Here is a 15,351-nt window from a genome sequence, read left to right as displayed (position 1 = left end):
CTCAGCGGCCGGACGTGATGTTCAACCCTTTGAGCAGGCTCAGGGCCTGGGCCAACTGATAGTCGTCATCCTGTGGCATTGGCTTGGCCTTGCCACCGGAGCCGGTCGGTTTGTCGGCACCGCCGTTGCCATTGCCCAGGTGACCTTGCAGGTCGGCTTCCTTGAAGTATTCGCTGTCCTGTTCGTTGGTGATCTTGGCCTTGCGCACCTCGATGTCCGGGACGATGCCCTGGGCCTGGATCGAGCGACCGTTGGGCGTGAAATACAGCGCGGTGGTGATCTTCAGGGCGCGGTCGTTGTTCAGTGGCAATACGGTTTGCACCGAGCCTTTGCCGAAACTGGTGGTGCCCATGACCACGCCACGCTTCTGGTCCTGCAGGGCGCCAGCTACGATTTCCGATGCCGAGGCGCTGCCACCGTTGATCAGCACCACCAATGGCACGGCTTCGCTCAGGTCGTTGCCGGTGGCCGAGAAGCGCAGCTCGGAATTGGCGATGCGGCCCTTGGTGTAGACGATCAGGCCCTTGGTGATGAAGTGATCCACCACTTCCACCGCCGATTGCAGCACGCCGCCGGGGTTGTTGCGCAGGTCCAGGACCAGGCCGTTGAGCTTCTTGCCGTTGTCCTTGCGCATCTTGGCCAGGGCCTTGGCGACTTCTTCGCCGGTCTTGACCTGGAATTGGGTGATGCGGATGTAACCGTAGCCCGACTCCAGCAGCTGGCTCTTCACACTCTTGACCTGGATGACCGCTCGCGTGAGGGTCACGTCGAACGGCGTGCCACCGTCGCGCACCAGGGTGAGGGTGATCTTCTGGCCGATCTTGCCGCGCATCTTGTCCACGGCTTCGGTCATGCTCTGGCCGCGCGTCGGCTGGCCATTGATCTTGACGATGAAGTCACCGGCCTGGATGCCGGCCTTGGAAGCAGGCGTGTCGTCGATCGGCGAAACCACTTTGACGAAACCGTCTTCGCTGCCGACCTCGATGCCCAGGCCGCCGAATTCGCCGCTGGTGCTTTCCTGCAGCTCGGCAAAATCCTCCGGCCCCAGGTAGGCCGAGTGCGGGTCAAGGTTGCTGAGCATGCCTTTGATGGCGTTCTCCAGCAGTACTTTGTCGTCCACCGGTTCGACATAGGCGGCCTTGATCCGGTCCATGACTTCGGCAAAGGTGCGCAGTTCGTCCAGCGGCAGCGGGGCCTTGGTGGTCGCGGCTGTGGCGGCGGGTGCCGACGGGGCCGGTTCGGCGGCGAAAGCCAGCGGCGCGCCGATCACGAGGGCGATCGTCAGGGCCAGCGAGGTAAGGCGGGACAAATGCAGCATGTCGAACGAACTCCTTAATAGGATGGGCGCGCTTATCCTTGCGCACGACACCATTGGGCCGGGTCACTGGGGCGACCCTGCTGACGAATAGCGAAATACAGTGCTGGCGTATCCTGCCCGCCACTGTTACCGACCGTAGAAATGGACTCACCGGCCTTGACCACATCCCCCGCGGACTTGAGCAGCGTCTGGTTGTGGCCGTACAGGCTCAAATAACCGTTGCCGTGATCCAGGATCACCAGCAGGCCGGCGCCGCGCAACCAGTCGGCGAAGACCACGCGCCCGCCATGCACGGCATGCACCTGGCTGCCAGCGGAGGCGCTGATCATCACGCCGTCCCACTTGGTGCGGGTGTCATCGCCGCGGGTTTCACCGAAGCGCGCAAGCAGTCGACCATTGACCGGCCATGGAAGTTTGCCCCGTGCCGAAGCAAAAGCACCGCCAAAGGTTTCGCCATCACTGGAAACCAGCACGCTGGGGCTTGATTTCACCGGCTTGCGCGGCGCGTCGCCGGCGTCCGCGTCGGCCTGGGCTTCACGCAAACGCTTTTTTTCGGCTTCCTGCTGGGCGATCAGCGCTTTCTGGCGCGCTTCTTCTGCCTCTCGGGCCTGGCGGGCCAGGGTTTCTTCGATGGTTCTCAACACATTGGCCAGTTCGGCCTGGTCCTGCTCGCGGGCCTTGAGCTTGCTGTCGCGAGCCTTCACGTCGTCATTGAGCTTGGCCAGGGCCACCTGGCGTTCCTTGCGAACCTTATCGAGTTCTTCGCGCTGGGTGTCGAGGCTGCTTTTCTGCACCAGCAACTGGGCTTGCTGCAGTTCGATGTCTTTTTCGACATTGGCCAGTTGGCGCAGGGTTTCGTTGAAGTTCTTCAGCTGTTCCAGGCGGGCCTGGCTCAGATAATCGTAATAAGTCAGGGTGCGGGCGAATTTCTCGGGGTTCTGCTGGTTGAGCAGCAGCTTGAGGTATTCCTGGCGACCGTTCTGGTAGGCGGCCCGGGCCTGGATGGCGATCAGCTTTTGCTGTTCAGTGCGCGCGCTCTGGAGTTTTTTTTTCTCTCCATCGAGTCGCTGCAGCTCGGATTCGCTTTTCTTCAGCTCTTTTTGCAGGGCCTCGACCTGTTTCTCCAGATTGCCCATCTCGGTCTCGGTGCCGCGCAGGTCTTTCTGCACGCTGGATTTCTCTTCCTGCAACTTGCCCAGCAGCTTTTTCAGCTCGGCAATGTCCTGGCGCGTGGCTTCCAACTGTTGTTGGGTTTGCGCGCGCTCGTCGGCAAAGGCCGGTTGGAGCAGGCAGGTCAGAGCGAGGGCTATCAGGACGCGAAGCATAGAGGCGGGCGACACCAGGGAAAGGGACGGCCTAGTATGCCCGCCCCACGCTGCAAAAAAAACGCCCATTTGGGGCTGTGTGATAACTGGAGCGGTGCAGGGCACTTATTTCCCGCCAAACCCCTGTGGGAGCAAAGCTTGCTCGCGATGACGTCAGCACATCCAACGAAAATGTAGATTGTCAGATTGCTATCGCGAGCAAGCTTTGCTCCCACAGGGTTTGCGGTGATTGATGGATCAATCAGACCAGGATCGACGTCCCGGTCATCTCCGCCGGTTTCTCCATGCCCAGCAACATCAGCATGGTTGGTGCCACGTCAGCCAGCACGCCGCCGTCGCGAACCTTGAAGTTGCGCTTGCCGACATAGATGAACGGCACCGGCTCGGTGGTGTGGGCGGTGTGGGCCTGGCCGGTGGATTCGTCGGACATCTGCTCGACGTTGCCGTGGTCGGCCGTGATCAGTGCTTCGCCGCCGACCTTCTCCAGGGCTTCGACGATGCGGCCAACGCAGGTGTCCAGGCATTCCACGGCCTTGACCGCCGCGGCGAACACGCCGCTGTGGCCCACCATGTCGCCGTTGGCGTAGTTGACCACGATCACGTCGTAACGCTGGTTTTCAATGGCCTCGACGATGCGGTCGGTCACTTCCGGCGCGCTCATCTCCGGTTGCAGGTCGTAGGTGGCGACTTTTGGCGAGGGGATCAGGATGCGTTCTTCGCCCGGGAAGGGTTCTTCACGGCCGCCGGAGAAAAAGAATGTCACGTGGGCGTACTTTTCGGTCTCGGCGATGCGCAGTTGGGTCTTGCCGTTCTTCGCCAGGTAGTCGCCCAGCACGTTTTCCAGGCTGCCGGCGGCGAAGGCCGATGGCGCGGGGATGCTGGCGGCGTATTGGGTCAGCATCACGAAACCGGCCAGTTTCGGCTGGCGAGCGCGTTCGAATTCCTTGAAGTCGTCTTCGACAAACACGCGGGTCAGTTCGCGAGCGCGGTCGGCGCGGAAGTTCATGAACACCACGGCATCGCCGTCCTCGACCTTGACCGGTTCGCCGATGGTGGTGGCCTTGACGAATTCGTCGCTTTCACCACGCTCGTAGGCGGCTTGCAGGCCTTCCTGGGCGGTGGCGGCGTTGAATTCGGCGCTGCCGTCGACGATCAGGTTGTAGGCCTGGGACACGCGGTCCCAACGGTTGTCACGGTCCATGGCGTAGTAGCGGCCAATGAGGCTGGCGATGCGGCCCTTGCCGAGTGCCTGGAACGCTGCGTCCAGGAGTTCGATCGACGACGTGGCGCTTTTCGGCGGGGTGTCGCGGCCATCGAGGAACGCGTGCAGGTAGATCTGCTCGGCGCCGCGCTTGAAGGCCAATTCGGCCATGGCAATCAAGTGGTCCTGGTGGCTGTGCACGCCACCGTCGGACAGCAGGCCCATGAAGTGCACGGCCTTGCCGGCGGCCACGGCTTTATCCACGGCGGCGCAGATGGTCGGGTTTTCGAAGAACTCACCGTCGCGGATCGATTTGGTGACGCGGGTGAAGTCCTGATACACCACGCGGCCTGCGCCGAGGTTCATGTGGCCGACTTCGGAGTTGCCCATCTGCCCGTCCGGCAGGCCGACGTCCATGCCGCTGCCGGAGATCAGGCCGTTGGGCACGGTGGCCCACAAACGGTCCAGCACAGGCTTGTTGGCCGAATACACGGCATTGGATTCGTGGCTTTCACTGTGACCGAAGCCGTCGAGAATCATCAGGACCAAAGGTTTAGGCGTGGTAGTCATGGAATCCACTCGTGGCGGGTTAAAAGAAGACGATGGAAAAGGGACGGGCAGTTTAAAGGTAAGTTCCGACGGCGTCACCGCCGGGCGGGGTTTGGCCGGCCTTGTGTGCTGTGTATACTGGCCGACATTTTAACGCCCTGGAACCTCCTTCGATGGTTGCTCACCTGATTGAATTTGCCACTAACCACTACATTCTCGTCGGTATCTTCGTCGTACTGCTGGCGTTGCTGGTAGCCCATACGATGCAGGGTGGCGGTCGCAGCCTCAGTACCGCCGAGCTGACGGCGCTGGTCAACAAGGATGCCGGCGTGGTGGTAGACATCCGCCCGGGCAAGGATTACGCCGCCGGCCACATTGTCGGGGCGGTGAATATTCCCCAGGACAAACTGATCGCTCGTATCGGCGAGCTGGAAAAACACAAGGCCAAGACACTGATCCTGGTAGATGCCCAAGGCCAGCACGCCGGCACTCACGCCCGCGAGCTGATGAAATCCGGTTTCACCGCTGCCAAGCTGTCCGGCGGTGTTGCGAGCTGGAAAGCCGACAATCTGCCCCTGGTGAAGTGAAATGTCCCACGTCGTTGTCTACTCCAGCGATTACTGCCCCTATTGTTCCCGAGCCAAGTTCCTGCTCCAGAACAAAGGTGTGGCCTTCGAAGAGATCAAGGTCGACGGCAAGCCGCAACTGCGCGCCCAAATGGCCCAGAAGGCCGGGCGCACGTCCGTGCCGCAGATCTGGATCGGCAGCACCCACGTGGGCGGTTGCGATGATCTGTTCGCCCTGGAGCGCGCCGGCAAGCTCGACGCACTGCTCAAGGCCTGAATTTCCCACTGACAAGAACCTGAAAGTAAGAAGGATCTGCGATGACTGACCAACAGAACACAGCTGCCAGCGAAGAAGAAACCGCACCGCAATTCTCCTTGCAGCGCATTTATGTACGTGACCTGTCCTTCGAAGCCCCGAAAAGCCCGGCGATCTTTCGCCAGCAGTGGGAGCCGAGCGTAGGCCTGGACCTGAACACTCGCCAGAAAGCCCTGGAAGACGACTTCCACGAAGTGGTGCTGACCCTGTCGGTTACCGTGAAAAATGGTGACGAAGTGGCGTTCATCGCCGAAGTGCAACAGGCCGGGATCTTCCTGATCAGGAACCTGGATGCCGCTTCGATGAGCCACACCCTCGGTGCGTTCTGCCCGAACATCCTGTTCCCTTACGCCCGCGAAACCCTGGACAGCCTGGTAACCCGCGGTTCGTTCCCGGCCCTGATGCTGGCCCCGGTGAACTTCGATGCCCTGTATGCGCAAGAACTGCAGCGCATGCAGCAAGAAGGCGGCGCGACCGTTCAGTAAACGGCGCTGCCAGCCCGGCACAAACCCTGTGGGAGCGAGCCCTGTGGGAGCCGAGCTTGCTCGCGATGAACGATGACGCGGTTTTGCAGTTGAACCGTTTCGACCTCATCGCGAGCAAGCTCGGCTCCCACAGGCTCGCTCCCACAGGTGTTTCTGGCTGACAGGCAGGGCTCAGGCGAAGCCGTTCTGCCGCCACGCCTCATAAACCGCCACTGCCACGGTATTGGACAGGTTCAGGCTGCGGCAGCCTTCGCGCATCGGCAGGCGCAGGCGCTGGTCGGCGGGCAGGGCGTCCAGCACCTCGGCCGGCAGGCCACGGCTTTCCGGGCCGAACAGGAACGCATCTCCGGCGACGAAGCTGGCGTCATGGAACGGTCGCGAACCCTTGGTGGTAAAGGCGAACAGGCGCGGATGCCCCAGGCTCTCCAGACAACTGGCAAGGTCGGCGTGACGCTGCAAGGTGGCATACTCGTGATAGTCGAGACCGGCACGGCGCAGGCGCTTGTCGTCCATGTCGAAGCCCAGCGGTTCGATCAAATGCAGGTGGCAGCCGCTGTTGGCGCACAACCTGATGACGTTGCCGGTATTCGGCGGAATTTCCGGTTGAAAAAGGATGACGTGAAACATGCACGGCTCCGTAGATGAAGATGAGCGGCATTCTACGCCGCAAACCGACCGACGTTCGAAGCTAATGCCTCGGGTGATGGGTTCGTTGGCGATCTTCGGCATGATGGTCGGATTGATGATCGGACGCCTGACCACGCCCGAACCGAGCGCGCTGCAGCAGGTCGAGGTGATTGACGGTGGGGTGGTGGCCTGGTTCAACACCGAACCCAAGCTGCATGGGGAAGTCATCGACGGCTCGGTGGCGCTGTTGTTCGAAGCAGAAGGTCGATCGCAGAATGGCCAGTTAAAGCTCAACGGCAAGGACGTGAACTGGCGGGTGCGGTTGAGTGACAAGGGATTGTTGCTGACGTTGGTGGCGGCGCGTCCGTTGCGCGGGACGTGGACCGCCAGCGAGGTCGATGACCGCTGGCGGCTGGAGGTCCGTCTCCAGGAGCAATAAAAGAGGGAATCCCCGGCCTGCCTGTACCAAGGTCCCCAAAACGGGAGGGCTTACCGCGAAGGTCCAGCCCTGGTGTAAAGAAGGGAAACCTTGACCTGCCTGTATCAAGGCCCCCAAAACAGTGGGCTCGATGAGCCCGGTATAAAAGAGGGGAATCCCCGGCCTGCCTGTACCAAGGTCCCCGAAACTGGGTAGTGATTGAGTTATTGCAGGGGGCGTGCCAGTTTTAAATGGCTTGTCACAAAAAAACTGCTGGTGATACGAAAAGCCCCGTATTCCGGGGCTTTCGTTTTTATTTGTGCGGATTTTTTCGAGCTGGGTCGATGGGTTTTGGCTCGTTGTGCATGCGCAATTGCGGTTCGCAGTGCATTGATGCGGTGCACACAGTCCTTTAAAAAGCATCGTCGGATCGCCGCCCGGAGCAAGCTCGCTCCCACAAGGTTCAGTGGTGTTCACGCGCTCGCGGACACCGAAAATCCATTGTGGGAGCGAGCTTGCTCGCGATTGGCCTTCAAGATCAGCGAAGGGTTAAAGGCCGATCAGCCCTCATCCCCGTCATCATCATCCCCACCGTCGACCTTCATCCCCAATTCCTTGATCTTGCGGGTCAAGGTATTGCGGCCCCAACCCAGCAGCACCGCGGCGTCGCGGCGGCGGCCGGCGGTGTGCTTGAGGGCGGTTTCGATCATGATCCGCTCGAAACTCGGCACCGCGCTGTCCAGCAGGCTCGACTGGCCACGGGACAGGGCCTGGTCGGCCCATTGGCGCAAGGCTTGCTCCCAGTTGGTCACCGGAGCCGAATCCTGCGGCAGGCTCAACAGCTCTGGCGGCAGGTCGCTGATGTGCACTTCGCGACCCGAAGCCATCACCGTGATCCAGCGGCAGGTGTTCTCCAGCTGACGCACGTTGCCCGGCCATGGCAGGTTCTTGAGGTATTCCTCGGTTTCGCTCTTGAGCAGCTTGGGCTCGACCGCCAGTTCCTGGGCCGCGCGGCTGAGGAAGTGCCTGGCCAGGGTCGGGATGTCTTCGCGACGGTCCGCCAGGCGCGGGATATGAATGCGGATCACGTTCAGGCGGTGGAACAAGTCCTCACGGAATTTGCCGGCGTGAACCAGGGTTTCCAGGTTCTGGTGGGTCGCGGCGATGATGCGCACGTCCACCTTGACCGGCGTATGCCCGCCCACCCGATAGAACTCGCCATCGGCCAGCACGCGCAGCAAGCGCGTCTGGGTGTCCGCCGGCATGTCGCCGATTTCATCGAGGAACAACGTGCCGCCGTCGGCTTGCTCGAAGCGCCCGCGTCGCAGGTTGGCCGCGCCGGTGAACGCTCCTTTTTCGTGGCCGAACAGCTCGGACTCCATCAGGTCCTTGGGAATCGCGGCCATGTTCAGCGCGATGAACGGCGATGCCGCCCGTGGACTGTGACGGTGCAGGGCGTGGGCCACCAGTTCCTTACCGGTACCCGACTCGCCGTTGATCAGCACGGTGATGTTGGAGTGGCTCAGGCGCCCGATGGCGCGAAACACTTCCTGCATCGCCGGCGCTTCACCGATGATTTCCGGGGTGCGGGCCAGGGCCGGCACCTCTTCCATGCCCTGTTGTTCCTGGGCATGTTGATTGGCGCGCTTGACCAGCGATACCGCTTCATCGACGTCGAACGGTTTGGGCAGGTACTCGAAGGCTCCGCCCTGGTAGGACGCCACGGCGCTGTCCAGGTCGGAATGGGCGGTCATGATGATCACCGGCAGCCGCGGATGCTGTTCGCGAATCCGCGCCAGCAGGTCCAGGCCGCTGGCGCCAGGCATGCGGATGTCGGAGATGATGACGTCCGGTTGCTGACGCGCCAGGCGACTCATCACCCCGTCGGCGCTGTCGAAGCTCTGGGTGGTCATGCCTTCCTGTTGCAAGGCTTTTTCCAGGACCCAACGGATAGAACGGTCGTCATCGACGATCCACACGGTTTCACTACGGCTCATGTCGATGTGGCTCCTTGTTCCAGTGGCAGGAAGATCGAGAAGGTGGTGTGGCCGGGGTGGCTTTCACACTCGATCAAGCCCTGATGCTGACTGATGATGTTCTGGGTAATGGCCAGGCCCAGCCCGGTACCGTCCGGACGGCCGCTGACCATGGGGAAAAAGATGGTTTCCTGCAGCTCGGCAGGGATGCCCGGGCCGTTGTCGATGATTTCGATCTTGGTCACCAGGCGATGGCGCACATGGCCGATGGTGAACTGGCGCATGGCGCGGGTACGCAGGCTGATGCGGCCCAGGCGCAGCTCGTTCTGGCTGCTGATGGCTTGCATCGCGTTGCGCACGATGTTCAGCACGGCCTGGATCATCTGCTCGCGATCGATCAAGACATCGGGAATGCTCGGGTCATAGTCGCGCACCAACGTGATGCAGCCTTGGCTTTCCGCTTCCACCAGGCTGCTGACGCGCTCCAGTACCTCATGGACGTTGCACATCGCCAGCGATGGCAGCTTGTTCGAGCCGAGCATGCGGTCCACCAGGTTGCGCAGGCGGTCGGCTTCTTCAATGATGACGTTGGTGTAGTCCTTGAGGCTTTCTTCCGGCAGTTCGCGGGCGAGCAACTGCGCCGCGCCACGAATCCCGCCGAGGGGGTTCTTGATCTCGTGGGCCAGGCCGCGCACCAGCATCTTGCTGGTTTCCTGCTTGGACAATTGCGCTTCTTCCTTGGTGATACGCAGCAAGCGATCACGCGGGTGGACTTCCAGCAACAGCAGGGTGGCGCCGTTGTTCAGGATCGGCGTAACCGCGTAGTCCACGGTCAGGGTCTGGCCGGTCAGCGCGGTCAGCATCGCTTCGCGCTTGGTGAACGGATGGGCCTGTTCCACCGCCTGGCGCAAGGAGTTGAGCGCTTCGGCGGACTCGGTGAACAACTCGCTGATGAACTGCCCGTGGCTGCGCTGGCCACTGACGGCCAGGAGCATCTCTGCCGCCGGGTTCATGTACTCGAGGCGCAGTTCGGCATCGAGCAGGATGGTCGCGGTGGTGAGGTTGTCGAGCAGCAAGCGGTGTAGTGCGTCGCTAATGGTCATCAGGACCTCTTTTGGAGCGTAGCAACTCGGGACCGGTCCCAAATTGCGCGCGCGATTAATGCGCTGTTACAAGGAAAATGCAAAAACCAAACCAAGGCTCCGAAAAGAAGCGTTTAGAGCCTCAAAAGGGTGTTTTTCGCCCAGTTGCGTGGCGTTCTGCCAGCTTTTTCGGGTACTTTCGAACCAAAATGGGTTTGGAAACTGAGTAGCGTGCAAGGGTTTGCACCAATATAGTGCGCCAACCTGAACGACATCAGAAGAACGGCAGGATGCTGCTTTTTTCTTCTTCAGGTTTTTCGGCGAGGGGGCATTCGGGGCGTTGACCGTAATCGGCCGTCGCGCAGGGTTTGATGCGGCGCTTTTGCGCCAGAGACATGCGTTGCATATGGAAGGGCTGGTTGGCGGTGCGTTCGACGATGCGGTCCTGCTCATCGAGGATTTCTACCGCCAGTTGATGGGTGCCTCGATCGATGTTGCTCAAGGCAAACACCGGGCTCGGCCCCGGCGCGCCCGTCGGCTGACCGTCGAGCAGCAGGCGGTAGCGATGGCCTTTTTTCAGGCCGGGCTCGCTGGTGACGCTGACGATCAGTTCGCCTGCGGTGCTGCGTATCGTCGCGTCCGGCTCGGGTATCAACAGTCGGAGCATTTCGTAACGAAACAGCGGCTCGGGCCGGGCTTCGGCCGTGGGTGCCGAGGTTGTGCCCGGAGGCGGCGTCGGCATCCGGTTGCCGGATGGCAGTTGGACTTTCTTCGCATTGCCGGGGCGCGGCTGATCGGTGAAGACGCGATTACCCTGGGCATCGATGTAGGTGTAGATCTGCGCCACCCCAGGCAGCGCCGCCAGCGCCAGGCTAAGCGCGAGCAGCCAGCGGATCATGGCTGGTGCACCCGCTGCACGGTGAACATGACGGTTTCGCTTTGTTGCACGAGGGAGTCCCCGTCGATGACTTGCACCGCCAGGCTGTGCTCGCCCCGATCGATATTCACCAATTGCAGGCGTGGCACGTTGGATGGCTGGCCGTAGGGTTGGCCGTCCAGCAACAGCCGGAACAGATGCGGGCTCTGCAGGCGTGGTTGCGCCCGGACGCCAACGGTGAAGGTGCCATTGTTGGCGCGCAGGGCCTCGTCGGTGGGGATGTCCGTCAGTTCCAATATCTCGTAAGCCTTGCGTGGCTCGTCGCTGTTGGCGGGGGCTGGCGGTGTGTCCGGGCTGGCCGGGGATTGGCGTTCGATACTGTTGAGCGGCGGCAACTCCACCGTCTGGGCCGGTACGCCTTGGGGCGGCTGGTTGCTGTAGGCGGTGTTGCCGTCGGCGTCGGTGTACTTGTAGATCTGCGCGCTGGCGGGCAGGGCCAACAGCAACAACAGGATGATTGAAAAACCGCGACCCATGGAAAATCGACCGAAAACGAAAAGTGATGGGTGCAGCATAGGTCAGGGAGGGTGATTGACCCAAGTTGTTGCACTTAACCCCTGTGGGAGCTTGCTCGCGATAGCGGTGTGCCAGTCACTGAGATGTTGCATGTGCCGGCCTCATCGCGAGCAGGCTCGCTCCCACAAGGGGAAGGGGGGGCTGTCTTAAGCTTTTGTGGAGATACACAGCTCTCCGGTCGCTCGGATCAGGGCGAGGCGGTGCACCGGGTGCTGCTTGTTGTGGTGGGTGGCCCGGGCCAGCCATTGCGGGCACTGCGGGTCGGTGCGGTAGGGGGCGAAGTCGGCCAGTTGTTGCAGCAGGCGTTTTTGCAGCCGATCGAGTTGCGGGCGGATCTGTCCCACCAGATCCGGGCGTGGGAGGTCCGGGGCCTTGCCTTCCAGGGCCCAGTCGGACAGGTTGATGTACTGCACCATTTTGTTGGCTTCTATCTGGGCGGCGAAAAACGCTTCCACGGTTTCGCCACTCAGTTTGTAGGCCGGCGCCTGGGCAACGGCGGCGGCAATGACTTCACGCTCGCGCTGACGGTCTTCTACCGGTTTATGGCTGTCCCATTTGCTCAACGCGACTTGATCGCCAAGGGCCAGGCGTTCGCCAATGGCGTTAAGCAACGGGGTAAGGGCCTCGGGGGCGGGAGCCGAGGCGGCTTCGGCGGTGGAGGCCAGCAGCGCGGTAGACAGGGCAAGGCAGAGCTTGAAGCGCAAAGTCATGGGCAGTCTCGTCTTCTATGGGGGAGCGACGAGGCATCATGCACGTAACCTGCGCCCATAAAAAAGGCCTCCCGAAGGAGGCCTCTCTTTATTTCACGCCGTGCGTGGCGGCGTTTACTGGATCAGCAGCTGTAGTACAGCTCGTATTCCAGTGGGTGTACGAAGGTGCGAACCTTGATTTCTTCTTCGCTTTTCAGTGCGATGTAAGCGTCGATGAAGTCATCGCTGAATACGCCGCCCTTGGTCAGGAACGCGCGCCCCTTGTCCAGCTCTTCCAGGGCTTCTTTCAGGCTGCCACACACCTGTGGAATTTCCTTGGCCTCTTCAGGCGGCAGGTCATACAGGTTTTTGTCAGCGGCATCGCCAGGGTGGATCTTGTTCTGGATACCGTCCAGGCCGGCCATCATCAGTGCAGCGAAGGCCAGGTAAGGGTTGGCAGCCGGATCCGGGAAGCGCGCTTCGATACGGCGGGCTTTAGGGCTGTTCACGTAAGGAATACGGATCGAGGCGGAACGGTTGCGAGCCGAGTAGGCCAGCATGACCGGGGCTTCGAAGCCTGGTACCAGACGCTTGTAGGAGTTGGTCGACGGGTTGGTGAAGCCGTTCAGGGCCTTACCGTGCTTGATGATACCGCCGATGAAGTACAGGGCGGTGTCCGACAGGCCGGCATAGCCTTCGCCTGCGAAGGTGTTCTTGCCGTCTTTGGAGATCGACATGTGAACGTGCATGCCCGAACCGTTGTCACCGTACAGTGGCTTCGGCATGAAGGTCGCGGTGCGACCGAAGGCGTCGGCAACGTTGTGTACGCAGTACTTCAGGGTCTGGACTTCGTCAGCCTTTTTGACCAGCGTGTTGAACTTCACGCCGATTTCGTTCTGGCCGGCAGTTGCCACTTCGTGGTGGTGAACTTCGACGGTCTGGCCCATTTCTTCCAGTGCGTTGCACATGGAGGTACGGATTTCGTGGTCGAAATCGAACGGTGGAACCGGGAAGTAGCCGCCCTTGATGCCTGGACGGTGGCCTTTGTTGCCGCCTTCCACGTCCTGGTCGGACATCCACGAACCTTGTTCGGAGAAGATCTTGAACATGGAGCCGGAGATATCGGACTTGAATTTGACCGAGTCGAAGATGAAGAACTCAGGCTCAGGACCGAAGAAAGCGGTGTCGCCGATACCGGTGGACTTCAGGTATTCCTCGGCACGGTGGGCGATGGCGCGTGGGTCGCGGTCATAGCCTTGCATGGTCGAAGGTTCGATGATGTCGCAGACCAGGATCAGGGTCGGCTCTTCGGTGAACGGGTCCAGGACGGCAGTTTCGTCGTCCGGCATCAGGATCATGTCGGAGGCTTCGATGCCTTTCCAGCCGGAGATGGAGGAACCGTCGAACATTTTCCCGATTTCAAAGAATTCGTCGTCCAGCGCATCACGGGCCGGCATGGTCACGTGATGTTGAGTACCTTTGGTGTCAGTGAAGCGCAGATCAATCCACTTGACGTCATGATCTTTGATGAGTTGAACCGACTTCGACATATGTCCTCCGGGTGGCTTCGGGCGGGTAGTGGAGTGCCCTTAGATATGGGTGATGCCGGCGCGAATACTCTGCCATGGCAACCTGCCTCACAAGGGAGCAAATTGCATGCCAGTGCCCCACCATGGGTTTTTTGCACCAAATCCACGCTTTTAAAGGCGTAAATCAAAGATTGTCAGACAATAACGCACTGCAATGTGGCGCCGTCAATCGATAATGACCTGTTTTGGTGCATGTAAAACCATCTGCACATAAACTGGTTAAACCTTGAGCAATTTCCGCTATAATCCGCGCCCCCCTTTTTCGGCTGGCCGTTCGCGCGCTGTTTTCATGAAACTAATCGTAAAAGTCTTCCCCGAGATCACCATCAAGAGCCGCCCGGTACGGATGCGTTTCATCCGCCAGTTGGCCAAGAACATCCGTGCCGTGCTCCGAGACCTGGACCCGGCCGTGGTGGTGAATGGCGTGTGGGACAACCTCGAGCTGGAAACCCGTGTCAGCGAACCCAAGCTCCTGAAGGAAATGACCGAGCGCCTGAGCTGCATGCCGGGCATCGCGCATTTCCTGCAAGTCGATGAATACCCGCTGGGGGATTTCGACGACATCCTCGCCAAGTGCATGCTCCATTATGGTGATGCCCTGGCCGGCAAGATTTTTTCGGTACGCTGCAAGCGTGCCGGCAAGCACCCGTTCAGTTCGATGGATGTGGAGAAGTACGTCGGCAGCCAGTTGCGTCGACAGTGCGGCGCGGCCGGTATTTCGCTGAAAGACCCGCAGGTCGAAGTGCGCATCGAAATTCGCGACCAGCGGCTGTTCGTGATCCACAGCCAGCACAACAGCATCGGCGGTTACCCGCTGGGTTCGCTGGAGCAGACCCTGGTGCTGATGTCCGGCGGTTTCGACTCCACGGTGGCCGCCTACCAGATCATGCGTCGCGGGTTGATGAGCCATTTCTGCTTCTTCAACCTCGGCGGGCGTGCCCATGAACTGGGCGTGATGGAAGTGGCGCACTTCATCTGGAAGAAGTACGGCAGCTCCCAACGCGTGTTATTTGTGAGTGTGCCGTTCGAAGAAGTCCTGGGCGAGATTCTCGGCAAAGTCGATAACAGTCATATGGGCGTCATTTTGAAGCGTATGATGTTGCGCGCCGCTTCACGAATTGCCGACCGCCTGCAAATTGATGCGCTGGTGACCGGCGAGGCGATCTCCCAGGTATCGAGCCAGACGCTGCCGAACCTGTCGGTGATCGACTGCGTGACCGAGAAGCTGGTCTTGCGGCCGCTGATTGCCAGCCACAAGCAGGACATCATCGACCAGGCCAATGAAATCGGCACCGCCGAGTTTGCCCGGCACATGCCGGAGTACTGCGGCGTCATCTCGGTCAATCCGAAGACGGCGGCCAAGCGCGGGCGGGTGGAACACGAAGAGAAAGAATTCGACATGGCGGTGCTCGAGCGTGCGCTCGAAAACGCCAGGCTGGTGCCAATCGATCGAGTCATCGATGAGTTGGGCCAGGACATTCAGATTGAAGAAGTCGGCGAAGCGCTGGCCGGTCAGATCATCATCGACATCCGTCACCCGGACGACGCTGAAGACGACCCGCTGAGCATCGCCGGCATCGAGGTAAAAACGATGCCGTTCTATGCAGTGAACGCGCGTTTCAAGGAACTGGACCCTACTCGCCAGTACCTGCTGTATTGCGACAAAGGCGTGATGAGTCGCCTGCATGCCCACCATTTGCTCAGTGAGGGGCATGCCAATGTGCGCGTTTATCGACCGAGCTAAGTGCCCGGGGCTG

Annotated in this window: 15 protein-coding genes; 5 read left to right on the top strand and 10 right to left on the bottom strand. The window is 60.7% G+C overall.

Going from position 1 to position 15,351, the window contains the following annotated elements; genetic code table 11:
* Nucleotide 1 precedes the first annotated feature (1 nt).
* From ASC85_RS09615 to gpmI, 3 genes are all read right to left on the bottom strand, one after another.
* Nucleotides 2–1,318, bottom strand: coding sequence for a S41 family peptidase (locus ASC85_RS09615; protein ID WP_057449152.1), 1,317 nt, complete (start codon nucleotides 1,316–1,318; stop codon nucleotides 2–4).
* Between the two features lie 32 nt (nucleotides 1,319–1,350).
* Nucleotides 1,351–2,643 carry a murein hydrolase activator EnvC family protein gene (locus ASC85_RS09610; RefSeq protein ID WP_057449151.1) on the bottom strand — a complete coding sequence of 431 codons (1,293 nt, stop codon included), beginning with the start codon at nucleotides 2,641–2,643 and terminating at the stop codon, nucleotides 1,351–1,353.
* 241 nt (nucleotides 2,644–2,884) lie between these two features.
* Nucleotides 2,885–4,414: a 2,3-bisphosphoglycerate-independent phosphoglycerate mutase gene (gene gpmI, locus ASC85_RS09605; protein WP_057449150.1), complete on the bottom strand. Its 1,530-nt coding sequence runs from the start codon at nucleotides 4,412–4,414 to the stop codon at nucleotides 2,885–2,887.
* Nucleotides 4,415–4,566: 152 nt separating this feature from the next.
* Here gpmI and ASC85_RS09600 point away from each other — a divergent pair, with 152 nt between their 5' ends.
* The 3 genes from ASC85_RS09600 to secB are packed head-to-tail and all read left to right on the top strand — an operon-like array spanning nucleotide 4,567 to nucleotide 5,760.
* Nucleotides 4,567–4,980: a rhodanese-like domain-containing protein gene (locus tag ASC85_RS09600; protein WP_057449149.1), complete on the top strand. Its 414-nt coding sequence runs from the start codon at nucleotides 4,567–4,569 to the stop codon at nucleotides 4,978–4,980.
* Between the two features lies 1 nt (nucleotide 4,981).
* Nucleotides 4,982–5,236 (top strand): glutaredoxin 3, encoded by a 255-nt coding sequence (gene grxC / locus ASC85_RS09595; protein ID WP_003196844.1) that lies wholly within the window; start codon nucleotides 4,982–4,984, stop codon nucleotides 5,234–5,236.
* 41 nt (nucleotides 5,237–5,277) lie between these two features.
* Entirely contained in the window at nucleotides 5,278–5,760 is a 483-nt protein-coding gene (gene secB, locus ASC85_RS09590) for a protein-export chaperone SecB (protein ID WP_057449148.1), read from the top strand.
* 171 nt (nucleotides 5,761–5,931) lie between these two features.
* Here the strand turns inward: secB and trmL are convergent, their stop codons facing one another.
* On the bottom strand, nucleotides 5,932–6,387 hold the full coding sequence (trmL, locus tag ASC85_RS09585) for a tRNA (uridine(34)/cytosine(34)/5-carboxymethylaminomethyluridine(34)-2'-O)-methyltransferase TrmL (protein ID WP_003196848.1): 456 nt from the start codon (nucleotides 6,385–6,387) through the stop codon (nucleotides 5,932–5,934).
* Between trmL and ASC85_RS09580 the strand changes: the two genes are divergently transcribed.
* Nucleotides 6,386–6,826, top strand: a complete 441-nt coding sequence (locus tag ASC85_RS09580; RefSeq protein WP_057449147.1) for a hypothetical protein — start codon at nucleotides 6,386–6,388, stop codon at nucleotides 6,824–6,826. The genes trmL and ASC85_RS09580 overlap by 2 nt on opposite strands.
* Before the next feature lie 539 nt (nucleotides 6,827–7,365).
* Here ASC85_RS09580 and ntrC read toward each other — a convergent pair.
* The 6 genes from ntrC to glnA form a co-directional block, all read right to left on the bottom strand.
* Nucleotides 7,366–8,802, bottom strand: a complete 1,437-nt coding sequence (gene ntrC / locus ASC85_RS09575) for a nitrogen regulation protein NR(I) (RefSeq protein ID WP_013692071.1) — start codon at nucleotides 8,800–8,802, stop codon at nucleotides 7,366–7,368.
* Nucleotides 8,799–9,884: a nitrogen regulation protein NR(II) gene (gene glnL, locus ASC85_RS09570; RefSeq protein ID WP_053117539.1), complete on the bottom strand. Its 1,086-nt coding sequence runs from the start codon at nucleotides 9,882–9,884 to the stop codon at nucleotides 8,799–8,801. The genes ntrC and glnL overlap by 4 nt, the downstream gene beginning before the upstream one ends.
* Nucleotides 9,885–10,137: 253 nt before the next feature.
* Nucleotides 10,138–10,761, bottom strand: coding sequence for a DUF4124 domain-containing protein (locus ASC85_RS09565; protein ID WP_057449146.1), 624 nt, complete (start codon nucleotides 10,759–10,761; stop codon nucleotides 10,138–10,140).
* On the bottom strand, nucleotides 10,758–11,276 hold the full coding sequence (locus ASC85_RS09560) for a DUF4124 domain-containing protein (RefSeq protein ID WP_057449145.1): 519 nt from the start codon (nucleotides 11,274–11,276) through the stop codon (nucleotides 10,758–10,760). Before ASC85_RS09560 ends, ASC85_RS09565 begins: the two co-directional genes overlap by 4 nt.
* A gap of 186 nt (nucleotides 11,277–11,462) precedes the next feature.
* A complete protein-coding gene (locus ASC85_RS09555) occupies nucleotides 11,463–12,026 on the bottom strand; it encodes a chorismate mutase (RefSeq protein ID WP_057449144.1) in 564 nt (187 codons plus the stop codon).
* Nucleotides 12,027–12,148: 122 nt separating this feature from the next.
* Nucleotides 12,149–13,555, bottom strand: a complete 1,407-nt coding sequence (glnA, locus tag ASC85_RS09550) for a type I glutamate--ammonia ligase (protein ID WP_057449143.1) — start codon at nucleotides 13,553–13,555, stop codon at nucleotides 12,149–12,151.
* Nucleotides 13,556–13,883: 328 nt separating this feature from the next.
* Between glnA and thiI the strand changes: the two genes are divergently transcribed.
* The gene (gene thiI, locus ASC85_RS09545) at nucleotides 13,884–15,338 is read left to right on the top strand and encodes a tRNA uracil 4-sulfurtransferase ThiI (RefSeq protein ID WP_057449142.1); all 1,455 of its coding nucleotides are present in this window, start codon (nucleotides 13,884–13,886) and stop codon (nucleotides 15,336–15,338) included.
* Nucleotides 15,339–15,351: the final 13 nt, after the last annotated feature.

The sequence above is a fragment of the Pseudomonas sp. Root401 genome, from assembly GCF_001425105.1.
Lineage (GTDB): Bacteria > Pseudomonadota > Gammaproteobacteria > Pseudomonadales > Pseudomonadaceae > Aquipseudomonas > Aquipseudomonas brassicacearum.
This window is presented reverse-complemented; position numbering and strand designations above follow the sequence as displayed.